This is a genomic window from Xenorhabdus sp. SGI246, assembly GCF_040838225.1.
Lineage (GTDB): Bacteria > Pseudomonadota > Gammaproteobacteria > Enterobacterales > Enterobacteriaceae > Xenorhabdus > Xenorhabdus indica.
Window position 1 is genome coordinate 1 of the sequence record NZ_JBFPEZ010000031.1, and the last position, 24,162, is coordinate 24,162.

At 42.0% G+C, this 24,162-nt stretch carries 25 protein-coding genes; 16 read left to right on the top strand and 9 right to left on the bottom strand.

The window, feature by feature from the left end:
• Nucleotides 1-447: 447 nt before the first annotated feature.
• The 4 genes from ABLA85_RS07810 (at nt 448) to ABLA85_RS07825 (ending at nt 3,234) form a co-directional block, all read left to right on the top strand.
• Nucleotides 448-882, top strand: coding sequence for a lysozyme (locus tag ABLA85_RS07810; RefSeq protein WP_367962860.1), 435 nt, complete (start codon nt 448-450; stop codon nt 880-882).
• A complete protein-coding gene (locus ABLA85_RS07815; RefSeq protein ID WP_367962862.1) occupies nt 879-1,328 on the top strand; it encodes a lysis protein in 450 nt (149 codons plus the stop codon). The genes ABLA85_RS07810 and ABLA85_RS07815 overlap by 4 nt, the downstream gene beginning before the upstream one ends.
• Before the next feature lie 325 nt (nt 1,329-1,653).
• A complete protein-coding gene (gene ghrA / locus ABLA85_RS07820) occupies nt 1,654-2,595 on the top strand; it encodes a glyoxylate/hydroxypyruvate reductase GhrA (RefSeq protein WP_367962864.1) in 942 nt (313 codons plus the stop codon).
• 96 nt (nt 2,596-2,691) lie between these two features.
• Nucleotides 2,692-3,234: a molecular chaperone gene (locus ABLA85_RS07825; RefSeq protein WP_367962866.1), complete on the top strand. Its 543-nt coding sequence runs from the start codon at nt 2,692-2,694 to the stop codon at nt 3,232-3,234.
• A gap of 112 nt (nt 3,235-3,346) precedes the next feature.
• Here the strand turns inward: ABLA85_RS07825 and ABLA85_RS07830 are convergent, their stop codons facing one another.
• Both ABLA85_RS07830 and mdtH read right to left on the bottom strand, forming a co-directional pair.
• Nucleotides 3,347-3,910: a lipoprotein gene (locus tag ABLA85_RS07830; protein WP_367962868.1), complete on the bottom strand. Its 564-nt coding sequence runs from the start codon at nt 3,908-3,910 to the stop codon at nt 3,347-3,349.
• Nucleotides 3,911-3,960: 50 nt separating this feature from the next.
• Nucleotides 3,961-5,166, bottom strand: a complete 1,206-nt coding sequence (mdtH, locus tag ABLA85_RS07835) for a multidrug efflux MFS transporter MdtH (RefSeq protein ID WP_367962870.1) — start codon at nt 5,164-5,166, stop codon at nt 3,961-3,963.
• Between the two features lie 176 nt (nt 5,167-5,342).
• Between mdtH and rimJ the strand changes: the two genes are divergently transcribed.
• On the top strand, nt 5,343-5,915 hold the full coding sequence (rimJ, locus tag ABLA85_RS07840) for a ribosomal protein S5-alanine N-acetyltransferase (RefSeq protein WP_367962872.1): 573 nt from the start codon (nt 5,343-5,345) through the stop codon (nt 5,913-5,915).
• 229 nt (nt 5,916-6,144) lie between these two features.
• The gene (murJ, locus tag ABLA85_RS07845) at nt 6,145-7,683 is read left to right on the top strand and encodes a murein biosynthesis integral membrane protein MurJ (RefSeq protein ID WP_367962874.1); all 1,539 of its coding nucleotides are present in this window, start codon (nt 6,145-6,147) and stop codon (nt 7,681-7,683) included.
• A gap of 63 nt (nt 7,684-7,746) precedes the next feature.
• Here the strand turns inward: murJ and argS are convergent, their stop codons facing one another.
• Entirely contained in the window at nt 7,747-9,477 is a 1,731-nt protein-coding gene (gene argS, locus ABLA85_RS07850) for an arginine--tRNA ligase (protein WP_367962876.1), read from the bottom strand.
• Between the two features lie 485 nt (nt 9,478-9,962).
• Here argS and cutC point away from each other — a divergent pair, with 485 nt between their 5' ends.
• On the top strand, nt 9,963-10,709 hold the full coding sequence (gene cutC, locus ABLA85_RS07855) for a copper homeostasis protein CutC (RefSeq protein WP_367962878.1): 747 nt from the start codon (nt 9,963-9,965) through the stop codon (nt 10,707-10,709).
• Between the two features lie 166 nt (nt 10,710-10,875).
• Here cutC and cmoB read toward each other — a convergent pair whose 3' ends face one another.
• From cmoB to ABLA85_RS07870, 3 genes are all read right to left on the bottom strand, one after another.
• Nucleotides 10,876-11,847, bottom strand: a complete 972-nt coding sequence (cmoB, locus tag ABLA85_RS07860) for a tRNA 5-methoxyuridine(34)/uridine 5-oxyacetic acid(34) synthase CmoB (RefSeq protein WP_367962880.1) — start codon at nt 11,845-11,847, stop codon at nt 10,876-10,878.
• Nucleotides 11,847-12,602, bottom strand: a complete 756-nt coding sequence (gene cmoA / locus ABLA85_RS07865; RefSeq protein ID WP_367962881.1) for a carboxy-S-adenosyl-L-methionine synthase CmoA — start codon at nt 12,600-12,602, stop codon at nt 11,847-11,849. Before cmoA ends, cmoB begins: the two co-directional genes overlap by 1 nt.
• A gap of 157 nt (nt 12,603-12,759) precedes the next feature.
• On the bottom strand, nt 12,760-13,158 hold the full coding sequence (locus ABLA85_RS07870) for an MAPEG family protein (protein WP_367962882.1): 399 nt from the start codon (nt 13,156-13,158) through the stop codon (nt 12,760-12,762).
• Nucleotides 13,159-13,421: 263 nt separating this feature from the next.
• Between ABLA85_RS07870 and aspS the strand changes: the two genes are divergently transcribed.
• The 7 genes from aspS (at nt 13,422) to ABLA85_RS07905 (ending at nt 19,117) form a co-directional block, all read left to right on the top strand.
• Nucleotides 13,422-15,191, top strand: coding sequence for an aspartate--tRNA ligase (aspS, locus tag ABLA85_RS07875; protein WP_367962884.1), 1,770 nt, complete (start codon nt 13,422-13,424; stop codon nt 15,189-15,191).
• Nucleotides 15,191-15,625: a dihydroneopterin triphosphate diphosphatase gene (nudB, locus tag ABLA85_RS07880; protein WP_047682177.1), complete on the top strand. Its 435-nt coding sequence runs from the start codon at nt 15,191-15,193 to the stop codon at nt 15,623-15,625. The genes aspS and nudB overlap by 1 nt, the downstream gene beginning before the upstream one ends.
• A gap of 91 nt (nt 15,626-15,716) precedes the next feature.
• Nucleotides 15,717-16,460 carry a YebC/PmpR family DNA-binding transcriptional regulator gene (locus ABLA85_RS07885; protein ID WP_367962887.1) on the top strand — a complete coding sequence of 248 codons (744 nt, stop codon included), beginning with the start codon at nt 15,717-15,719 and terminating at the stop codon, nt 16,458-16,460.
• Nucleotides 16,461-16,595: 135 nt separating this feature from the next.
• The gene (gene ruvC / locus ABLA85_RS07890; RefSeq protein WP_367962889.1) at nt 16,596-17,117 is read left to right on the top strand and encodes a crossover junction endodeoxyribonuclease RuvC; all 522 of its coding nucleotides are present in this window, start codon (nt 16,596-16,598) and stop codon (nt 17,115-17,117) included.
• A 79-nt stretch (nt 17,118-17,196) separates the two neighbouring features.
• Nucleotides 17,197-17,814: a Holliday junction branch migration protein RuvA gene (ruvA, locus tag ABLA85_RS07895; RefSeq protein ID WP_367962891.1), complete on the top strand. Its 618-nt coding sequence runs from the start codon at nt 17,197-17,199 to the stop codon at nt 17,812-17,814.
• Nucleotides 17,815-17,830: 16 nt separating this feature from the next.
• The gene (ruvB, locus tag ABLA85_RS07900) at nt 17,831-18,838 is read left to right on the top strand and encodes a Holliday junction branch migration DNA helicase RuvB (protein ID WP_367962893.1); all 1,008 of its coding nucleotides are present in this window, start codon (nt 17,831-17,833) and stop codon (nt 18,836-18,838) included.
• A 144-nt stretch (nt 18,839-18,982) separates the two neighbouring features.
• A complete protein-coding gene (locus ABLA85_RS07905; protein ID WP_367962895.1) occupies nt 18,983-19,117 on the top strand; it encodes a hypothetical protein in 135 nt (44 codons plus the stop codon).
• A 54-nt stretch (nt 19,118-19,171) separates the two neighbouring features.
• Here ABLA85_RS07905 and ABLA85_RS07910 read toward each other — a convergent pair whose 3' ends face one another.
• From ABLA85_RS07910 to znuC, 3 genes are all read right to left on the bottom strand, one after another.
• A complete protein-coding gene (locus ABLA85_RS07910; protein ID WP_367962897.1) occupies nt 19,172-19,681 on the bottom strand; it encodes a hypothetical protein in 510 nt (169 codons plus the stop codon).
• Nucleotides 19,682-20,207: 526 nt separating this feature from the next.
• A complete protein-coding gene (gene znuB / locus ABLA85_RS07915; protein WP_367962898.1) occupies nt 20,208-20,993 on the bottom strand; it encodes a zinc ABC transporter permease subunit ZnuB in 786 nt (261 codons plus the stop codon).
• The gene (znuC, locus tag ABLA85_RS07920) at nt 20,993-21,748 is read right to left on the bottom strand and encodes a zinc ABC transporter ATP-binding protein ZnuC (RefSeq protein ID WP_367962899.1); all 756 of its coding nucleotides are present in this window, start codon (nt 21,746-21,748) and stop codon (nt 20,993-20,995) included. The genes znuB and znuC overlap by 1 nt, the downstream gene beginning before the upstream one ends.
• A 92-nt stretch (nt 21,749-21,840) precedes the next feature.
• On the opposite strand from znuC, the gene znuA reads away from it, so the two are divergent.
• A complete protein-coding gene (znuA, locus tag ABLA85_RS07925) occupies nt 21,841-22,797 on the top strand; it encodes a zinc ABC transporter substrate-binding protein ZnuA (protein WP_367962901.1) in 957 nt (318 codons plus the stop codon).
• 20 nt (nt 22,798-22,817) lie between these two features.
• Nucleotides 22,818-24,146, top strand: a complete 1,329-nt coding sequence (gene mepM / locus ABLA85_RS07930; RefSeq protein WP_367962903.1) for a murein DD-endopeptidase MepM — start codon at nt 22,818-22,820, stop codon at nt 24,144-24,146.
• Nucleotides 24,147-24,162 lie beyond the last annotated feature (16 nt).

Sequence of the window (24,162 nt, forward strand, 5' to 3'; positions counted from 1 at the left end):
GGATGCGTTCATTACATTCCTATGGAAATATCCATAATTACGTTAATTTCGCTTAATGTATCAATATTCGGTTTTGGTTGAGTGGCTGAACTCACAGGAGGGTAACTATAGTTCACCCCACGGACGCCCATTATCTCAATGGGGTGGATATGCGTATGTGCGGTACATGGGGAGTTCTAATGTATTTCTGGAACAGACTGACAGGTGTCCACAGATGATTAAGGGAATATGTGATGTGAATGAGCTTCCCCTGGTTGTAATGTTATATCAGGTTAGTCGCTGGTGGGCGCTGCATAAACTCAGAATCCATTGGTGTGATGATCAGTTCCTTCTAAAACTCGCTCGTCAACCTCAATACAAATGGATGAGTAATCATTTCAATTTTTACAAACGTTACCGGTTTTTCAGGCTAAAGGCAGAGTGTGAATAACAACGGGGAAAAATCTGATGAAAATCAGCGAGAACGGATTACGCTTTATTCAACAATGGGAAGGTCTGAAACTAAAAGCCTACCCTGACCCGGCAACAGGTGGCTTTCCGTGGACAATGGGTTATGGGCACACGAAAGGCGTCAAACCAGGACAAGAGATAACTGAACAACAGGCCGAAGCATTCTTACATGATGACCTCGAACCTATTTACATCACCATTGAATCGTCTGTTAAGGTGTCACTAACTCAAGGTCAGTTTGATGCGTTGTGTTCGTTCACGTTCAATTGTGGCGTCGGTAACTTTGTTCGTTCTACCTTGCTTAAGAAGCTTAATGCCAGTGACTACAAAGGTGCGGCAGATGAATTCTTAAGATGGAATAAAGCCGCGGGTAAGGTATTGCGGGGGTTGAATAATCGCCGGGCATCTGAACGCCAGATGTTTTTATCATGAAACTCAATAGCCAATATCTCACACTTGGCGCTCTGGTGATTGTCTCTGGTCTACTGGGGTTCTATTACAGTGAATATCAGGATAAGGCCAGAGAATACGCTAGGTTAAAGCGACAGTATGATGCGCAGTCCATTGCGATAAATAAGCAGCAAGAGCGAATAAAGCACTTTGCCGAACTGGATAATAAATACACACAGGAACTCGCCAATGCCAAGACTGAAATTGACACACTTCGGGCTGATGTTGCCGCTGGTCGTCGCAAGCTGCGTATCAAGGCCACCTGTCCCGTGTCTGAAACCACCGCCTCCAGCGGCGTGGGCGATGCAACCACCGTCGAACTCACTGGAGAAACTGGATCAACTGCTATCGATATCCGAGCCGGAATTATCAGCGACCGGGAAAAATTAAGATATTTGCAAGACTACGTTAAAACACAATGCAACTGAATGAGGAAATCATACCCAACGCACACCGATGGGTGGAATTTTTATTTGCATCGAGTTATCGTCGTCTATCGCTATTAGCTGAGATAGGTCATAATTGAAGTTCTCCTATATGGGCTCCCTAATTTTGGGGGCTTATCAGGGGTTCTGTTAATTTAAAAATAACTTTAATTGCACGAAAATAAGTAAAAATATCAATTCAGGAAATTCAACGTGATAGTGAATAATTATGGAAAATTGGCGTGAAATTTGGGTATTTTTTCTTTTTATATCACTTTTCAGCAATCGGTTAAGTCTATCAAAAAAAACAATAAAGGAATGAGATCATATGAACATCATTTTTTTTAGCCCTTCATTTGATGCCGATGAGTGGATCCAAGGAATAGAAAAACGTTTGCCTAATGCCAAAGTGAGAAACTGGGTCAGTGGAGATCATGCTCCGGCTGATTATGCTCTTGTTTGGCACCCTCCTTATGAAATGTTAGCGAATCGTAAAAATCTCAAAGGTATATTTGCGCTAGGTGCTGGTGTTGATTCCATTCTCCAGCAAGAATTAGACAATCCCGGCATGTTACCCGCTAAGGTTCCATTGATTCGTCTCGAAGATACTGGCATGGGTCGTCAGATGCAGGAATATGCCATTAGTTCAGTTTTATACTATTTCCGTCGAATGGATGAGTATAGACGGTATCAAGAGCAGCGCATTTGGCAGCCATTACTTCCTCACAACCGGAAAGATTTCGTTATTGGGGTATTAGGTGCAGGAGTATTGGGGAGTAGTGTGATCGGGAAGTTGATGGAGTTTGATTTCACTGTACGTTGCTGGAGTAAGACAGCAAAAGAGTTTGATAATGTTGAAAGTTTTTATGGAAAAGAACAATTAGGTGAATTTCTTTCTGACTGTAAGGTGTTGATTAACCTTCTTCCTAATACACCTGAAACCCGTGGGATTTTAAATCTGTCGTCATTCAGTCAGTTAAAAAAGGCAGCGTATATTATTAATATAGCGAGAGGTTCTCATCTTGTTGAGCAAGATCTCCTGATTGCCATTGATAAAGGATATATCGCAGGTGCAACGCTTGATGTATTTGCAGAAGAGCCTTTATCAAATATGCACCCATTCTGGACTCATCCTCGTATCAATATTACACCGCATATTGCCGCGACGACTATTCCTGAATTGGCGATGGATATCATTAGTGAAAATATCCAACGAGTAGAACAAGGGGAAACACCAACTGGCCTTGTGGATATGTCACTTGGATATTAATAAGCAGCTTTACAGCATAGCTGAGGATTAGGGACAATATCCCCATTATCTTTCAAGTTGTCGTTTTATTTTAAGTTGTTGGGATTAAATTAAGTCATGAACGAGTTTTCTATTATTTGCCGCATACTGGGTACGCTGTTTAATCGAGCACCACAGGATCCATTGTTACAACCTTTGATGACTATGGTTGCTGAAGGAAAATTAAAACAAGCATGGCCTTTAGAGCAGAATGAGCTGTTGGATCGTTTACAACAGAATTGCGAATTGTCCGTGATAGCGTCTGACTATCAGGCTTTGTTTGTAGGAAAGTCAGCTAAAGTGGCTATTTGTCGATCTGACTATACTGACGGAACAGAAAATGAAGTGCGTCAATTCCTGATAGCGCGGGGAATGCCATTATCGGATACTGCGGCAGATCAGTTTGGTTCTTTATTACTGGCAGCATCATGGTTAGAAGAGCAGGCGGCAGAAGATGAAGTTCAGGCTCAGATAACATTGTTTGATGAATATCTCTTGCCGTGGTGCGGGCAATTTCTTGGAAAAGTTGAAGCACATGCCATCAGTGGTTTTTATCGAACTCTGGCTATTATTAGCCGTGAGGCATTACAGGAATTACGTGAAGAATTAGAGTCTGAGTGAATTGTCACTTTGTTGATTCCATTTGAGGCGATAATTGAGTGAATTATCGCTAAAATTAAGAGGCAAATTATAATAAATAATTTGCCTCTTATTATTTCAACGACAATTAAAATTATTTATCAGTTAGCCCGATAACCAGTTTACCTGGTTTAATTTCCAGTCCTTTGGCAAATTTTATCGCAGCAGCTTCAGCCTTACTTTTTTCTGGATTCAAAACATAAACCGGATGAGTATTAAAAAATTCACTTAACGAAATATTCAGAGAAGGCATCAGTGCCTTGATAGGTCTCGCTGCTTTTTCAGGTGTTGTCTGATAGTCCACGATTTCCAGTTCCTTAACAAAAATGGCGCCTTTTTCTGCATCAAATACGGGCTTAGCTCTGAGCGTTAATTTCATATCAGCTTGTATAGATCCAAATATTGTTGCAATTTCAACTTTTGCCTGACTGGTCAGTTCAATTTTCTCCGGATCCTGACGGCCTATCTGGCTGGTTAAATTTCCCAGACTAATATTGGCGCTTGATATTCCAGGAATACTGATTTCTTTCTGATAATGTACTTTTTTTAAAAGATAATCATTGAGCAGACCTTCATTGATACTGATATCCCTGAATTGATCACAGCCACTGAGTAAACCAACCAGCACTAATGCTGCCCCGAATAAAAATTTTTTCATATTGTCTCCTTTATTTTCAATGGGCAGATTTTACACCATTACTTACATCATTAATGTCTGCTAATGGTGACTGGCTCAATTTTTTTCTGATTAAATTGGCGATGAAGAGCATAAATGGTGAGTAAGCCGATCAATCCTAAAAAGATCCAGGGTAATTGAGGCATGTCCAAAGCATGGCCTGTATCATAAAGCCAGCCCCCACCGGTGTAACCGAATACGCCACCTAGAGCCAGTCCTAAGCGGCTGAACCCCATATAGCTGCCTCGTGCTCTGGGATCAGCCAGCCCTGCGCTAAGTATTTCACGGGCAGGCTCTGCCGTTACTGTACCTAAATAAAACAAGGCAATCAGGGCAAACAGAAGATGTAATTGGTCGATCCAACCGATTGGAAACATGCAGAAACTCATTAAAAATAACCCCATCATCAGGCGTTGTTCCAGCCGGAAATATTTTTCGCTCCAACGTGCGATAGGGTAAAGCAATGTCAGGGAAATGGCGGCTTCAATGGCATACATCCACTTAACGGCTGTATGGCTACCAGAAATTTCATGGATAACAATCGGGAACATCAACATGACTTGTACCGACAAAATAAAGTAGCCTGTTAGGGTCAGTACATAATAAAAGAATCGTCGATCTTTAATGACCCTTATCATGCCTTCTTTGATAGGAGAACGAATTGTCGAAATACGATATGCTGGCAATAACCAGGCATTAGCTATTGCGGCTAAAACAAAAATTCCAGCTCCGATCCAGCACACAATATTGAAATTGTATTGCAATAACCAGCTTCCTATTAGTGCACCAATCACAGCGCCAGCGCTATCTTGCATCAGCAATAGTGAATAGAAACGCCCACGCTCATGAGGGCGGGTTAGTTTTATCACCAGCGCAGATCTGGGTGGATCAAACAGGGTTCCACCCAGAGCAGACAATGCGCAGGAAAGTATTAGTATCCACGGTTCAGAAGCCATTGCCATCAAGGCAAAACCTGATGCACGCAATAACATACCGATGACAATCATCGGCTTGGCACCAAACTTATCAGCAATAGCGCCACCAAAGATCCCTAATCCTTGCTGAATGAGTTGGCGAAGCCCCAATGCGAGACCAACAATGACAGCCGCCCAACCCAATTGTTCAACAAAACGAATAGAAATTAATGGAAAAACAACGAAAAATCCTAAAACGACCAGTAAATTATCAAATAACAGAAAATATTTTCCTAAACTACGGGCTTGTGAAACCGATGACATTTCGCACCACTGAGATATGAGGGAATAAAGAATGAGATTTCTATCATTCTGGACGTAATCTTATCTTTAGGATAGAGGGTTTATAGATGATATTTTTTTATCGTGAGACAATGATATTATTTTTTATTAGCGATAAATTATTGAGAGTTTTTGCAAAATAAATATCAGGAGAAGGCATGTTTGGTTATCGGTCTACATCGCCTAAAGTTCGTTTGATGACAGATAGGATGGTTGTTCGTCTGGTATATGAGCGTGATGCTTATCGTTTGGCTGAATATTATTCAGAAAATAAAGATTTTCTTAAACCGTGGGAGCCAACAAGAGATAGCAGTTTTTATCAGCCTTCAGGTTGGACAAACAGACTGAGTTATATTGCGGAATTGCAACGGCAAAATACGACATTCAATTTTGTGTTATTAGACCCTGATGAATGCGAAATTATCGGCGTGGCAAATTTCACCAATGTTGTACGTGGTGCATTTCATTCTTGTTATCTTGGCTACTCTTTGGCGGAAAAACAACAAGGGCAGGGGTTAATGTATGAAGCGTTACAACCTGCTATCCGCTATATGCAGCGCCATCAAAAAATGCACCGAATTATGGCCAACTATATGCCACATAATCATAGAAGTGGAAACTTGCTTAAGAAGCTGAATTTTGAGCGGGAGGGATATGCCCGGAAATACCTCATGATAGATGGAACCTGGCAAGATCATGTCTTGACCGCATTAACTGATGATAACTGGTGAAAAAGGTGCCAGATTATTTGCTGAGTTTGCAGGGTTAAAAATAATTAATAAAAAAGAGATAGCCAATGTAGACAGAGTTTTTGTCTGTTAAACTTTGCCTATCAGAGCTATCTCATCAGATCATATTCTTTGTCATAGATCGTTGTGCTTTGTCATGTCGAGCATGTCTGGTGGAATGACTTTTCGCTTTCATTCTCATGTCATAAAAATACACTTTTAAAATAATATCATGAACTTATTAAAATCACTGGCAGCAGTCAGTTCAATGACGATGTTTTCACGCGTGCTAGGCTTCATTCGTGATGCCATTATTGCTCGTATATTTGGTGCAGGAGTAGCAACAGACGCCTTTTTTGTTGCTTTTAAATTGCCTAATCTATTACGCCGTATTTTTGCTGAAGGCGCTTTTTCGCAGGCTTTTGTTCCCATTCTTGCTGAATACAAAAATCAGCAGGGGGATGAAGCAACACGGACGTTTATTGCCTATGTTTCAGGTATGTTGACGTTGATTCTGGCGATTGTCACAGTGATTGGTGTGATCGCAGCACCCTGGGTGATTTACGTTACTGCGCCGGGGTTTACCGATACACCTGACAAATTTGTTTTGACTCGTGACTTACTCAGAATCACATTTCCGTATATCTTTTTAATTTCTTTAGCATCTTTGGCAGGGGCAATCCTCAATACCTGGAATCGTTTTTCTGTTCCCGCTTTTGCACCAACACTGCTGAATGTCAGCATGATCGTCTTTTCACTGTTTGTGGCACCTTATTGTGATCCACCAGTCATGGCTCTGGGATGGGCTGTTGTTGCTGGTGGCATTTTGCAACTGGCATACCAACTTCCTCATCTGAAAAAAATAGGCATGTTAGTATTGCCGCGTGTTTCTTTCCGCGACAGTCGCGTATGGCGGGTTATCCGTCAGATGGGACCTGCCATTCTGGGAGTTTCAGTCAGCCAAATTTCTCTGATCATTAATACGATTTTTGCCTCGTTTCTGGTTTCAGGCTCTGTTTCATGGATGTATTACGCTGATCGTTTAATGGAATTACCTTCTGGAGTATTAGGAGTGGCATTGGGAACGATTTTGTTGCCTTCTCTGGCGAAAAGTTTTTCCAGTGGAAACCATGAAGAGTATCGTAAATTAATGGACTGGGGATTACGTCTCTGTTTTCTTTTAGCACTCCCTTGCGCGGTAGCGTTGGGTATTCTGGCAGAACCCTTGACAGTTTCACTTTTCCAGTATGGTAATTTTTCCGCATTTGATGCAGAAATGACGCAACGGGCATTGATTGCCTATTGTTTCGGGTTAATGGGGTTGATTGTGGTTAAGGTTTTGGCCCCTGGTTTTTATTCTCGTCAGGATATTAAAACGCCGGTCAAGATTGCGATTGCTACTTTGGTTCTGACTCAGCTTATGAACCTTGCCTTTATCGGCCCCCTGAAACATGCGGGGTTAGCACTTTCCATTGGTTTAGCAGCTTGTTTTAATGCAGCTATGCTCTACTGGCAATTGCGTAAACGTGAAATATTTAAGCCATTAGCAGGATGGGGAGTATTTTTGCTTAAGTTGTTAATGGCGATTGGAGTGATGGTAGGGGTATTACTGGCAATGTTGTGGATTATGCCTGCCTGGGAACAAGGAAATATGGCTTTGCGCTTGCTACGATTGATGGGCGTTGTCATCGCTGGTGCTGGTAGCTATTTTGTAGCATTAGCTTTGATGGGGTTCCGATTAAAGGATTTTGCCCATCGAGGATTGCAGTGATTATCTGACATTGCTAAAAAACGGGCGTAAAAATCATTTTACGCCCGTTTTTATAAGGTGCGATTACATCCGTTCTACGGTCTGGATACCTAAAGTATCAAGACCTTGTTTTAAGGTCTTCGCTGTCAACAGCGCTAATTTCAGGCGGCTTTGACGCAATTCTTCACTTTCAGCATTCAGGATCGGGCAATGTTCATAGAAACCGGAGAACAAGCCTGCCAGATCATACAGATAAGCACACATCACATGCGGTGTCCCTTCACGGGCTACAGTAGTGATAGTTTCTTCAAACTGTAACAGACGGGTAGCTAATACTTGTTCACGCTCTTCGTTCAGAACGACTGGTAATGTCAGGCTACTTTCATCGATTTCAGCGCGTTTGAAGATAGAAGAGACGCGGGTATAAGCATATTGCATATAAGGCGCAGTGTTGCCATCAAAGGCCAGCATATTATCCCAATCAAATACATAGTCTGTGGTGCGACTCTTGGAAAGATCGGCGTATTTCACTGCGCCAATGCCTACTGCTTCGACGACTTTTTTCAGTTCATCTTCTGGCATATCCGGGTTTTTCTCACGGATAAGCACACCCGCACGTTCAATGGCTTCATCCAGTAAATCAGACAATTTCACTGTACCACCTGCACGGGTTTTGAATGGTTTTCCATCTTTACCTAGCATCATGCCGAACATATGGTGTTCCAGTGACATGGAATCAGGGACGTAGCCAGCTTTACGTACGATTGACCAGGCTTGCATCAGATGTTGATGCTGACGTGAATCAATATAGTAGAGAACCCGATCAGCATTCAGCACTTCATGGCGGTATTTGGCACAGGCAATATCTGTAGTGGTATAAAGATAACCACCATCTTTCTTCTGGATGATAACCCCCATTGGTTCACCTTCTTTATTCTTGAATTCATCAAGGTAAACCACAGTCGCGCCATCACTTTCAACAGCAATGCCTCGTTGTTTCAGATCAGTAACGATCCCCGGCAGCATGTTGTTATACAGGCTTTCACCCATAACATCTTTTTCTGTCAGAGTGACATTCAGACGATTATAGGTTGCCTGATTTTGTGACATGGTTATCTCAACCAACTTACGCCACATGTTGCGACAATATTCGTCACCGCCTTGCAGTTTCACTACATAGTTACGAGCACGAACGGCAAATTCTTCATCTTCATCATAGTTTTTCTTGGCGGCGCGGTAGAACTCTTCCAGATCAGCCAATGCCATATCGCTGGCATTTTCATTCTGTACTTTTTCCAGGTAAGCGATCAGCATCCCGAATTGGGTTCCCCAATCACCAAGATGGTTGGCGCGAATAACTTTATGGCCGAGGAATTCAAGAGTACGTGCGGCAGCATCGCCAATGATAGTAGAGCGGATATGACCAATGTGCATCTGTTTAGCAACATTAGGAGCAGAATAATCGATAACGATAGTTTGTGGCTCTACAGGAGAAATACCCAGTTTTTCAGCTTTCAGCGCGTTTTCTGTATTTGTGGCAACCCACTCTTTATCAAGAAAAATGTTGATAAAACCGGGGCCAGCGATTTCGATTTTGCTGGCAATTCCTTGCAGATCCAGCAAATTGACGACTTTTTCTGCTAGTTGTCGGGGAGGCATACCTACTTTTTTAGCCGCCGCCATGACACCATTTGCCTGATAGTCACCAAATTGTGCCTTTGCAGATTGGCGAACGTGAGCTTCACTATCGGTTGGAGCACCAGCTGCAATCAGCGCATTACTGATTTTTTCTGAAAGAATAGCCTGTATATTCACAGTGTTACCTTAAGTTACGCGCTGAAAATCACACATTTCTATAATGCAGTATTTTCAAGCGTGTGGGTTATGAGAAAATAACCGGGTTTATACCATATTCAACACCCTGCATGCTACTGCCAGCCTGTGTTGGCAGGGTTACTTTTTGTTTTTCAACTTTCTTTCGGTGGATTCTTCGTCGGGATAGTTGAGGTAAATGTGTTGGTCGACCTTTGCCAAGATAAATAATTTAAAGTGAAACTGTCCTTAAATGAGAATGTAATCTCGATCAAGTATTATTCTCTTTCTATCAAGAAGTATTGACAGAAATGCGGAGTGCTTGGCAAAAGTGACTTTTTATTGTGTTATTTCAGTAAAAAACTCTGATCTTGTGATTTCTGACATGCCATTTTAAAAATATAGTTGTCATAGTTAATAAATTCGGTAATGAAATATTTCGGATCTATTTATGACGTGTAGGCAGATTGATATTCAAGGGGCTTTTAATGTTAAAGCTAGAAATTTGCTGTTATAGCATAAATTGTGCTCTGATTGCACAAGAAGCAGGGGCTGATCGAATTGAACTGAGTGCAGGCCCGTTAGAAGGTGGCTTAACACCCAGTGCAGGCGCATTACAACAGTCGTTACAATGTTTATCTATTCCTGTTCATCCAATTGTTCGGCCCAGAGGTGGAGATTTCTGTTACGATAAACTTGATTTTGAGGCCATGAAAAATGATGTTTCCCTTGTTCGTGACATGGGGTTTCCCGGTGTTTCCTTCGGCGTCTTGGACGAAGAAGGAAAGGTTGATATGTTGCGTATGAGGCAACTCATGGCATTAGCAGGGAATATGGCTGTCACTTTTCACCGTGCTTTTGATATGTGTTGTGACCCTCTCAACGCATTGGAAAGACTTACCGATCTTGGAGTAAAGCGTATCTTGACATCTGGTCAGCAAAATAGTGCTGAACTGGGTTTACATTTGTTAAAAGAGTTATCGCAAGCGAGCCGTGGGCCAAGCATTATGCCAGGAGCGGGTGTCCGGGCCAGTAATATCAGTAAGTTTTTAGAGATTGGGGTGACGGAGGTTCATAGCTCAGCAGGCAAAATTGTATCTTCTAAGATGAATTACCGTAAGGCGGGGGTGAGTATGAGCTCCGAAAATAGTGAAATGGGGGAATATTCTCATTACAGTGTCGATCCTGAATTAGTGGAATCCATGAAGGGTGTGATGAGTTTGATCGATCGCTAGTCCCGCTATGATTGGCTTTACTAGGGTAGTATCTAAACAATGAGTAGTATCTAAGCAATTAGTATTATCTGAACAACTAGTCGCATCTGAATATTGATTGAAAGTGTGAACTGCCATAATGGGGCAATTCACACATCAATATGTTATTTATATATTTTTTGCAGGATTAAGGCTTGCGGGCAATGAGAACAGCACGCAATGGTGCTGGGTATCCTTCTATTGTTTTACTTTGATCTGATGGATCAAGGAAATCTGCCAAAGATTCTGTTTTCATCCACGCTGTTCGGCGTTGTTCATCGATTGTTGTAATTGCATGATCAACAATTCTGACATCAACAAAACCACATTTTTCTAGCCATGTTTTTAACATCTTAGCTGAAGGAATAAAGTAAACATTTCGCATTTGCGCGTAACGCTCACCTGGAATGAGGCAGTGGTTTTCATCACCGTCGATCACCAAACTTTCCAGTACCAGTTCACCACCAGAAACCAGTTGATTTTTTAGTTGCCACAGATGATCAAGGGGAGAGCGGCGATGGTAAAGTACCCCCATAGAGAATACGGTATCGAAAGCTTTCAGCTCAGGTAATTGTTCAATACCTAGTGGAAGAAGATGCGCACGTTGGTCATTACCCAATAGTTTTCTGACTGCTTCAAATTGGCAAAGGAAAAGTTGGGTAGGATCGATACCTACCGCTAATTCAGCGCCTTCACCTACCATGCGCCACATGTGATAACCGCTACCACAACCGACATCAAGTACAGTTTTACCTTCTAAAGAAGAAATATGAGGCAGAACACGATCCCATTTCCAGTCAGAACGCCATTCGGTATTAATTTCAATACCGTAAAATGAAAAAGGCCCTTTGCGCCATGGCATCAGAAGTTTCAGGATATTGTGGATACGCGTTTTTTCCCCTTCTGATAGATCGGGTTCATGTGTAGTAATAACCCCATTTTTCAGGTCAACATGAGTGGGTTTGATAACAGGCAAATTTTCCAGAATTTTTATCCACGAACCAAACTGACCATGCAATGATGTTTTCTGCCAGTCACTTAATTGGGCGGGCAGGTAATTTAGCCAATGGCTCAGATGGTTTTTAGCAATTAGCTGATAAAAGTTACCGAAATCGATCATTATTCAGCTCCTTTTATAGCTAATAGTGAGCCGAAATTGAAACACTGGAACCACACTTCTGTATGTTGAAAACCAGATTTTTTCAGGCGAGTTTTGTGGGTTTCAATAGAATCTGTCCGCATGACATTTTCCAGCATGCTACGTTTTTGACTGATTTCTAGTTCGCTATAACCATTGGCTCGTTTGAAGTCGTGGTGCATGTTGAATAATAATTCACCAATATTCTGATCTTCAAAATTGAATTTTTCAGACAGTACCAAAACACCACCGGGTTTCATCCCGGCATGGATTTTGTTTAATATTTTCTGGCGATCCTCTGGATGAAGGAATTGTAATGTGAAATTTAGTACCACCATTGACGCGTTTTGAATGTCGGTATCAAGAATATCCTGCTCGATCACCTCAACGGGAGTTTTTGCTTTGAAAGCGTCAATATGACGGCGACAGCGTTCGATCATGGCGGGTGAATTATCAATAGCGATAATGCGGCAGCCATCAGCATTGATATTGCGGCGAATGGATAAGGTTGCTGCACCGAGAGAACAACCGAGATCGTAAATCTGGCTGCCCGGAGTCACAAAGCGGCTTGCCAGCATACCAATCATAGAAATGATATTTGAGTAACCAGGAATGGAACGTTTCACCATGTCTGGAAAGACTTCGGCGACACGTTCGTCGAAACTCCAGTCTCCTAATTTAGCGATTGGAGTAGATAACAGACTGTCCCGTTGATTGTGAGGATCTTGATTTGACATAACAACATTGGTTTTGGAAACAATTAAGAATTGGCTATTCTAACAGAATGCAAGAAAAGGCAGAAAGTGCTAATCCAACAGAACCTTTTAAGCAGCTAAAAAGATGCCAATTCGAATCAATAATTGGCTTCTTTGTCAGTTAAATATAGGTGACGAATTACGAATAAGGAGAAAATATCTGTTCCCAGGGCAAATAGTATATATTAGCCACAATCATTATTATCATTGACATAAATGTTGCTCCCATGCCCATTCGCCGCCAGCGGAACTCACGATGGTACAAGCCATAGTAGTGTAATAACCTGCCTGCAAGTAACAATATGCCACAGATATGCAGCATCCATACTGCTGCGCCATTCATCTCCATTATCAATAATAAAAGTAGAGAAATAGGGATATATTCAACAGCATTACCATGAATGCGAATGGCTGTCTGTAATTCGTAAAAACCACCATCACCATATGTAACCCGATACTGTGTTCTTAATTTAATCACATCAAAAGACAGTTTAATTACCAGTAATGCGCCCAATACGATATAAAGTGAGCTAACCATTTATAACTCCATTGCCTAACCAAAAACGGCTAACTGATGATAAACCTCAAAAGTAAAACTGTCGCTATAAATCATAATACTTAATGATAAATCCTATTTGATTTATCCGATAGAAAAAATTGTCTTGGCAGGAACCGTGTTATAGCCTTATCTCTGGATGGAATTTCCAGTATAATGACCTCTTTTTTGACAATTCTTCCTAAAAGAACAATGCCAAAATTTCCGCAGCAGAATGCATAACGAGCTGAGTAAAAGGATATTGTATGCGTACTAATTATTGTGGGCAGTTGAGCCGGGCCCATGAAGGCCAAAAAGTGACTCTTTGTGGTTGGGTAAACCGTCGTCGTGATTTGGGTGGCCTGATTTTTATTGATATGCGAGATCGCGAAGGTATCGTTCAGGTATTCTTTGATCCGGATAAAAAAGACGCATTTGCTCAGGCTTCTGAACTGCGTAATGAGTTTTGTATTCAAATTACGGGGACTGTACGTGCCCGTCCTGACAGCCAGATCAATAAAGATATGGCGACAGGAGAAATTGAAGTCTTCGCTGAAAGCCTTGAAATTTTCAACCGTTCAGAACCATTGCCACTGGACAGCAATCAAAATAACAGTGAAGAACAGCGTCTGAAATATCGTTACCTTGATCTGCGTCGTCCTGAAATGTCACAACGCTTAAAATCCCGTGCAAAAATTACCAGCTTTGTTCGTCGTTTTATGGATGATGCTGGTTTTCTGGATGTGGAAACACCAATGCTGACTAAAGCAACACCAGAAGGTGCGCGGGATTATCTAGTACCAAGCCGTGTTCATAAAGGCAAATTTTATGCATTGCCTCAGTCTCCACAGTTATTTAAACAATTACTGATGATGTCCGGTTTTGACCGTTATTATCAGATTGTAAAATGTTTCCGTGATGAAGACCTGCGTGCAGATCGTCAGCCTGAATTTACTCAGATTGACGTCGAAACCTCATTTATGACTTCTGAGCAGGTTCGTGAAATCATGGAAAGAATGATCCGTGAGTTATGGCTGGAAGTCCGTAGTGTCGATTTAGGAACGTTCCCAATCATGACGTTTGCTGAAGCTATGCGTCGCTTTGGTTCTGATAAACCGGATCTGCGTAACCCGCTGGAATTAGTTGATGTAGCTGATCTGGTCAAAGAAGTGGAATTTTCCGTTTTCGCAGAACCTGCAAACGATTCAAAAGGGCGCGTAGCAACAATTTGTGTACCGGGTGGTGCTGAACTGAGCCGTAAGCAAATTGACGAATACGGTAAATTTGTTGGCATCTATGGTGCGAAAGGGTTGGCATGGATGAAAGTCAACAATCGTGCAGCAGGTCTGGAAGGTGTCCAAAGCCCGATTGCTAAGTTTTTGTCTGCAGAAGTGGTTGAGGGTCTGTTGTCCCGCACTAATGCACAGAATGGCGATATTCTGTTCTTCGGCGCAGGTCAGAAAAATAGGGTCACTGATGCAATGGGTGCACTGCGTTTGAAATTAGGCCGTGATCTGAATCTGACTGATCTGGCAAGCTGGAAACCACTTTGGGTCGTTGACTTCCCGATGTTTGAAGACGACGGGGAAGGTGGGTTGGCTGCAATGCATCATCCATTTACTTCTCCACGTGATATGTCAGCCGAAGCTCTGGAAAGCAAACCGGAATCTGCCATCGCCAATGCTTATGATATGGTTATCAATGGTTATGAAGTGGGTGGCGGCTCTGTCCGTATCCATCGTAATGACATGCAGCAGGCGGTATTCCGCATTCTGGGTATCAATGAAGAAGAACAGCAGGAAAAATTTGGTTTCCTTCTGAATGCACTGAAATACGGTACTCCTCCTCATGCCGGGCTGGCTTTTGGTCTGGATCGCCTCGTTATGTTATTGACGGATACTGATAATATCCGTGATGTTATCGCATTCCCGAAAACAACAGCGGCAGCATGTTTGATGACTGAAGCACCAAGCTACGCCAATCCGGCGGCACTGGAAGAGTTAGCCATTTCAGTGACTAAAAAAGAGAGCGAATAATGAACTATAAGCGCCCTGAATCTGTACTGGTTGTTATCTATGCTGCCGACAGCAAAAGGGTGCTAATGTTACAAAGGCGGGACGATCCTGATTTCTGGCAATCTGTTACTGGTAGTTTGGAAGAGGACGAAACGCCTTATCAGGCAGCATTGCGTGAAGTACAGGAAGAGATCGGTATTGATATTGCCAGAGCGGATTTTGAACTGATAGATTGTCAGCGCTGTCTTTATTATGAGATTTTTTCACATTTACGTTATCGATATGCTCCCGGTGTGACGCGAAACAAAGAACATTGGTTTTTGTTAGCGTTACCTGAAGAGCGTGAAATTTTGCTGACAGAACACCTGACTTATCAATGGCTGGTCGCGAAAGAGGCTGCTAAGTTGACTAAGTCATGGAGCAATCGGCAGGCAATTGAAGAATTTGTTATTTAGTCTATCAAGCCTGATGGATTTCAATTTGCAGTGAACAAAGCAAGCAGATTGGGATGTGTAGGGTAATAAACGTTTTATCGGAGATATTTTCATGGCAGGTCATAGTAAGTGGGCCAATACGAAACATCGTAAAGCTGCGCAGGATGCAAAACGCGGTAAAATTTTCACCAAAATTATCCGCGAATTGGTAACCGCTGCACGTTTGGGCGGAGGTGATCCTGCTTCTAACCCACGTCTTCGTGCTGCAATCGATAAGGCACTGTCCAACAACATGACTCGTGATACTTTAAACCGCGCCATTGCCCGTGGGGTTGGTAATGATGAGTCAGATAATATGGAAACTATCATTTATGAAGGTTATGGACCGGGGGGGACTGCTGTAATGGTCGAGTGCCTGAGCGATAACCGCAACCGTACAGTTTCTGATGTTCGTCACGCATTTACCAAAACGGGAGGTAACCTGGGTACTGATGGCTCTGTTGCTTATCTGTTCACCAAAAAGGGCGTGATTTCTTATGCACCGGGCCTGGATGAAGATGCTGTAATGGAAGCGGCTTTGGAAGCAGGTGCTGATGATGTTGAAACTTATGATGATGGTGCGATCGACGTCTACACTACACCAGAGACTTTTGGTGATGTTAAAGATGTGCTGGATGCAGCAGGTTTCAAAGCGGATTCTGCTGAAGTTTCTATGATCCCATCTACCAAAGCGGAACTGGATGCGGAAACTGCGCCTAAATTGCTTCGTCTGATTGATATGCTTGAAGATTCTGACGACGTTCAAGAGGTTTACCATAATGGTGAAATCTCTGATGAAGTTGCAGCTCTGCTGTAATCAACATCAGGATTCACAGCGTAGAGAAAGTGCACCTCGTGTCAGGGCACTTTCTCTAACGTTTTATTCCATGTTTTTTTGTTCCACTTTTTTTATTCCATTTTTTTATTCCATACTACAGGTGAATAAATAGATATGGCGGTTATTCTTGGTATTGACCCTGGTTCCAGAGTGACAGGGTATGGTGTTATCCGCCAGCAGGGACGACAACTTATTTATCTTGGTAGTGGTTGTATTCGAACAAAAGTTGATGATCTTCCTGGCCGTTTGCAGCGGATCTATGCAGGTATTACCGAAATTATTACCCAGTTCCAACCTGATGCTTTTGCAATAGAGCAAGTTTTTATGGCAAAAAATGCAGACTCCGCTTTGAAACTGGGACAGGCTCGTGGTGTAGCGATTGTGGCTGCGGTTAATGAGTCTATTCCTGTATTTGAGTATGCGGCGCGTCAAGTTAAACAGACGGTTGTTGGGACTGGTGCAGCAGATAAGAGCCAGGTTCAGCATATGGTACGTTCGATGCTGAAACTATCAGCTAATCCACAGGCTGATGCGGCAGATGCCTTAGCGATTGCAATTACACATTGTCATCTGAGCCAAAATTTACTCCGTGTAGGTAATCCACGATTAAATTTGACGCGAGGGCGTCTGAAATAATTTTGCCTGGATATACGTCCAGTTTTTTTTATGCTATAAGCTGTATCAAATCATTTATTTTATTTTCAGGGGGTAAGTAGTGATAGGGCGTTTGAGAGGAACTGTATTGGAAAAACAGCCACCATTGGTTTTATTAGAAACGAATGGTGTCGGTTATGAAGTTCATATGCCAATGACCTGTTTCTATGAACTACCTGAAATTGGCCAAGAAGCTATTTTATTTACTCAATTTATTGTGCGTGAAGATGCTCAATTATTATATGGTTTTAATGATAAGCAAGAGCGTGCACTTTTCCGCGAACTGATTAAAGTCAATGGCGTCGGGCCGAAACTGGCACTGGCGATCCTTTCTGGCATGTCTGCCCAACAATTCGTGACAGCCATTGAGCAGGAAGCCATTACTTCTCTGGTTAAGCTGCCCGGAGTCGGTAAAAAAACAGCGGAAAGGTTAGTGGTAGAAATGAAAGACCGCTTTAAAGGGCTTAAGGGCGATCTGTTTAACCAAAATAGTGACATTAATTTACCAGCGGCAACTCAAGCGGTTAATTCTGATGCTGATATTGAAGCAGAAGCAGCGGCCGCATTAGTTTCATTGGGATATAAGCCGCAGGAAGCCAGCCGGATGGTTAGCAAAGTTGCTAAACCGGGTACAGATTGTGAAACGCTTATCCGAGAAGCGCTTCGTGCGGCTCTGTAATTGCAGGAGTTAAGTGATGATTGAAGCTGACCGTTTGGTCTCAGCAGAAGTTCTGCAAGATGATGAAGCTATTGATCGTGCTATCAGGCCCAAATTGCTGTCTGAATATGTTGGTCAACCTCATGTTTGTGAACAGATGGAGATCTTTATTCAGGCTGCGCGGCAACGGGGGGACGCGCTGGATCATCTGCTGATTTTCGGTCCGCCTGGATTGGGTAAAACCACGCTGGCAAATATTGTTGCCAACGAAATGGGGGTTAATCTCCGCACAACTTCAGGGCCAGTATTAGAAAAAGCTGGCGATCTCGCCGCCATGCTGACAAACCTTGAACCTCATGATGTTCTGTTTATTGATGAAATCCATCGGTTGTCTCCGGTTGTAGAAGAAATTCTCTATCCGGCAATGGAGGATTATCAACTGGATATCATGATTGGGGAAGGTCCTGCCGCTCGTTCAATCAAAATTGATCTGCCTCCGTTTACTTTAGTCGGGGCAACAACCCGTGCAGGATCTTTGACTTCTCCCTTGCGCGATCGGTTTGGTATTGTACAACGCCTTGAATTTTATAATGTAGATGACTTACAAAGCATCGTTTCCCGCAGTGCTCGTTATATAGGGTTGAGCATTTCAGATGACGGAGCAAGACAAATTGCGATGCGCTCTCGTGGAACGCCCCGTATTACAAACCGTTTACTGCGCCGGGTACGTGATTTTGCTCAGGTAAAAGGTGATGGTTCCGTTAACGGCGACATTGCTGCGAAAGCCCTTGATATGCTGAATGTGGATTCAGCGGGCTTTGATTACCTCGATCGTAAATTACTGGTTGCCATTATTGATAAATTTATGGGTGGGCCGGTTGGCTTGGATAACCTTGCGGCAGCAATTGGTGAAGAGCGGGAAACTATAGAGGATGTTTTGGAGCCGTTTTTAATTCAGCAAGGTTTCATTCAGCGCACACCTCGAGGCCGTATTGCAACCAATCATGCCTATCGACACTTTGGTTTAAGCAAAGAAAGCGAGTAAAAATTACTTGAAAAATAACTAACGTATAGGCAAAAATCATGCTACCGTGACGAGAAAGTGATGGTAATGTCACACAGTTTTTTGACTTATCAAGCCTCGCGATTGCGGGGTTTTTTATTTGCACACACAATCAAAGAGAAAAACATGAAAAAAACACTGAGCGTTATTATTTTCAGCATTCTTTCTTTTAATGCTCTGGCACAGCCACTGCGTACCCAACGCATACGGGTGATGGAATATCAGCAAGACCTTTGTAGGCAGAAGTCTCGGGTTGAATAATGAACTATTAGGATTGCCAATTTTGCTGAGAGGTAGCAAAAGAACAATATTAATTTAATGTTTAGCGAATAATGTGTGGCTAAATTTTTCATCAGGCAGTAAACGTCTAACATAAGGAGTCAGCATGTACCTCAGCTCTAAAGAAGGTCGGTAATGTCCACTAGAATTTGACCAGATTATCAAATCACCTTGACGAAATAATAAGGTTCCCGCATAACGTACTGGCTTTCTGTAGCCTATCGACGTATGTCCATCAACTACATCATGCCAATGGTAATCAGGATCTCGCGCATTTCGTGCACAGCATATGGTATGAGGATCGTCAGCGGAAATGATAAAAATGTATCGCCCATCAGCCAATTTGGGCTTTTTAGTTATATAATTTATTAGAAAATATTTTTCAGTTTTTTCCAGATAATAAAGTGCTTCAGGCTTGGCAGGGCGCTGCAATAATTTATTTTTCTGTACTGGAAGTAAATTTTCTGGTTTTGTCATATTAAGCTTATTTGATAGAAGAATATCAAATAGCTCTTCAAATGACATTTCATCGTCTTCATCACTCATAATAAACTCCTTAAATAGATCTTCCTCTTATATTCTATTCAATTAGTGGATATATTTCAGGACTTGGGTGTAAACAGTGATAGAAAATATTGGTGAATATATTTATATACTCACATATTGACCTTGATGTCAATATTCACAAGGTAATTCCAAAAGATGAAGAAAATGAAGACATTAATGCATAAAGATGAGATCTATCATATTTAACTCACTGATATTGTTTTTATAGTGCGGGTTTAGAGACTTCCTTGAAAGGGAAATCTCTTTTGCCTGAAATTAATTTTACAATTACCAAAAATTACATGGCTCATTGTCGAATAGAGGTTTAGTCATTATCAGTATTGGCTTAGTGTTGAATATTTGCTTTATGGATTCATTGGATTACATATTTGTGATGTTAGAGTGGCATAAAATTTATTTTTTATCTTGAAATTTGGTCTTAAAGAAAAAGGGTCATCATCATTAAGATCATAACCCTCGTGTTTATCTAATCAGAGAATCGAGATTTTTCTATTAACTTGAATGATTAACTTCTTGCTTTACACGTTAAACTCAATGCAAATAACACGGCAGCACAAAGGACAACAGAAGGCCCTGCTGGTGTGTTATAAAATGCGGATAAAGTCAGTCCGCCAGTAACAGAGAGTATACCTATACCAATGGCGAAAATTGCCATTTGTTCAGGTGTACGGGCGAAACGGCGGGCGGTAGCGGCGGGAATAATTAACAGAGAGGTGATAATCAGTGCACCGACAAATTTCATTGCCAGCCCAATAGTCAGAGCTGTCACCAGCATCAACAGTACTCGCAGCCGTTGAATTTTAATGCCATCCACGAAAGCCAGATCCTGACTGACCGTCATCGACAGTAAAGCCCGCCATTGCCATATTAATAACCCTGCAACAGTTGTAACACCTGCTGAAATCATCCAGAGATCTTCATAAGTCACAGAGAGTAAATCACCGAATAGATAAGCCATCAGATCAACCCGAATACTGGTCATAAAGCTGACAACCACTAAGCCTAATGACAAGGCGCTATGGGCCATGATCCCTAGCAGGGTATCAACAGCGAGTTGTGGGCGTTTTTCCAGCCAGACTAAAACAACGGCCAATATTAGCGTAACAGCAATAACAGCATAAAATGGATTAATACTTAATAAAAATCCGAATGCTACACCGAGCAATGATGCATGTGCCAATGTATCGCCAAAATAGGACATTTTGCGCCAAACGACAAAAGATCCAAGAGGCCCTGCGGCAATTGCCAATAAAATTCCGGCCAGCCAACCCGGAAGTAGTAGTTCGATCATTAACGTGGCTCTCCACCCTTTTTCAAAATGATTTTTCCTCTTAGATCATGATGATGATTGTGATGATGGCGATAAACTGCCAGTTGTTCTGCACCATGACGACCAAACATTGCAATAAATTCTGGATGCATGGATACCACTTCAGGAGTACCCGAACAGCAAATGTGTTGATTAAGGCATAAAACCTCGTCTGTTTTCGCCATCACTAAGTGCAGGTCATGAGATACCATAAGGACAGCGCAATTAAGTTCTGTTCTGATTTGATTGATTAAATCATAAAGTGCTAACTGACCATTCACATCCACACCCTGTGTCGGTTCGTCAAGAACCAGAAGTTGAGGATGATTGAGTAATGCTCTGGCAAGTAAAACCCGTTGGGTTTCTCCACCCGATAGCTTCTGCATGGGGTATTGCAATAAATGTGTAGCGTTGACTCGTTCCAAAACAGGGATGATATCTGCTGATTTTACCCCCGGTTTTAGCATCATGAAACGTTTAACGGTCAAAGGTAAGGTGGGATCAAGATTAAGTTTTTGCGGGACATATCCTATCCTTAACGTATGGTTGTGTTCAATAGTACCGGAAGTTGGGCGAATTAAACCCAGAACGATGCGTACTAACGTTGATTTACCTGCTCCATTGGGGCCGATTAACGTTAAGATCTTACCTTGTGTAAGGTTGAAAGAGATATTGTTTAATACCTTGCGGCTACCAAATTTAACCGTAATGTTTTTTAGGGTAATCATAGTTGACATGTTACATAACAGACATGTTAAAAGTGTCTTGCAGAATCATTGGAATGTTATAATATAACATTTTTAGATTCAATGCATGGAATATTCATATTATGTTACACAAACCACAAAAATACGCGCATACATTTTTTCGTCAGGTAGTATTGGTTACTGTATTAACAATGGGCATTAATTACTCTGTTCAGGCAGATGTCGTCACATCTATACGACCATTAGGTTTTATTGCTGCCGCGATTGCTGACGGTGTAACAGATACTCAGGTGCTTTTACCTGATGGAGCTTCTCCACATGATTACGCTTTGAGACCTTCAGATATCCGCAAACTTAATCAGGCGGATTTGGTTGTCTGGATTGGCCCAGATATGGAAATATTTTTAGCAAAGCCAATAGAAAAAATTGCACAGAATAAACAATTGGAATTGGCGGATTTACCTACTATTAAACCTCTATTACTGAAAAATAGCGAAGGTGAACATGATTCAAATGAATCGAATCAGCATAAACATGAAACCGATCACGAACATCACCACCACGGCCAATATAATATGCATATTTGGCTATCACCAGAAATTGCGGAGAAAGCCGCTCAGGCGATATATTCCCGGCTTGTTGAGCTGTATCCTCAACAGAAACAACAACTAGAAGTAAACCTACGTAAATTCAATGGACAGCTTGTACAAACTAACAAGAATATTACCCATATTCTGAAACCCGTGCTAGGACAGGGATATTTCGTTTTTCATGACGCTTATGGTTACTTTGAAACACACTATCAGTTGTCACCATTGGGTGTTTTTACTGTGAACCCTGAAATACAACCTGGTGCGCAAAGACTACATTACATACGAACACAATTGGTTGAGCAAAAAGCAAAGTGTATTTTTGCTGAACCTCAATTCAGGCCAGCCGTCATTCATGCCGTAGCAAAAGGTACTAATGTGCGTATTGGAACACTTGACCCATTGGGAAGTGGCATCGTATTGAATAAAGACAGTTACATGAAATTTATAACTCAACTGTCGGAGCAATACCTTGGCTGCCTGAATTAGAATAATAAGGAATTTTATTAGTGCAGCAGATAGTTAAAACTATCGTTCTGGTATATAACAACCTGCCTAAACCACACAAGATTATGCTTGGTTCTCTGACTTTGGTTACTTTGGCTATAGCTGTGTGGCGGCCGGTTGTTTATCACGAACAAGAAGAAAGAATGGAAAGAACGGGGAACATTATCCTCACAACTCCCGATAGTAATAGTATCTCTGATGCGACAGATGACACGATAGATGATGGTAATGAACAATTCTCGGATGAGGGAATTAGGGATGAGGAGAGTGGCGCTGATACAACGGCAAATATTCCCCACCAGTATGTTGTTTCTCGTGGTGATACTTTAAGTTCTATTTTAAACCAGTTTGGTATAGATTCGGCTGATGTCGCTTTGTTGGCAAATCAAAATAAGGCCCTGCGTGATTTAAGTATTGGTCAGTCATTATCATGGACTATTGACGATAATGGCAGTCTGAAAACGTTAACTTGGGGAGTATCGCGTCGTGAAACGCGCATTTATACCCGTGAGGGTGATGTTTTCAAAGAGACAAAGGAATATCAGAAGGGAGAATGGATTAATAATGTCATTGCCGGTGCTGTGGATGGCAGTTTCACGGGTAGTGCTTTATCGGCGGGTTTAACCAGTAGTGAAATCAGGGAAGTGACCAAAGCATTACAATGGCAGATAGATTTCCGTCGATTACGTAAAGGTGATCGGTTTTCTGTATTGATGTCCCGTGAAATGCTCGATGGGAAAAGTGAACAGAGCCAACTGTTGGGTGTTCGTTTGCAAAGTGGCGGTAATGATTATTACGCGTTCCGTGCAGAAGATGGTCGCTTCTACGATAGTAATGCATCAGGTTTGGAACGGGGATTTTTACGTTTTCCAACAACAAAACAATTCAGGGTATCTTCTCCTTTTAATCCTCGTCGCTTAAATCCTGTTACAGGACGGGTTACAGCCCATAAAGGGGTTGATTTTGCTATGCCTGTAGGAACGCCTGTTCTGGCTGTTGGTGACGGAGAAGTTATTGTTGCCAAGTTTGATGGTGCCGCAGGTAACTTCGTTGCTATTAGGCATGGTCGTCAATATACAACCCGATATATGCATATGAGAAAACTGTTGGTGAGACCTGGTCAGAAAGTGAAGCGTGGGGAACGTATCGGTTTATCAGGTAATACGGGTCGTTCAACGGGTCCTCACTTACACTTTGAGTTTTGGGATAATCAGCAACCCGTTAATCCACTTACTGCAAAACTGCCGCGTTCGGGCGGATTAAGTGGTAAAGAACGTTCGGAATATATTGCGATGGTTAAAGAGGTTAAACCGAAACTGTCGTTGAATTAAAGCGTTCAGGTTACTA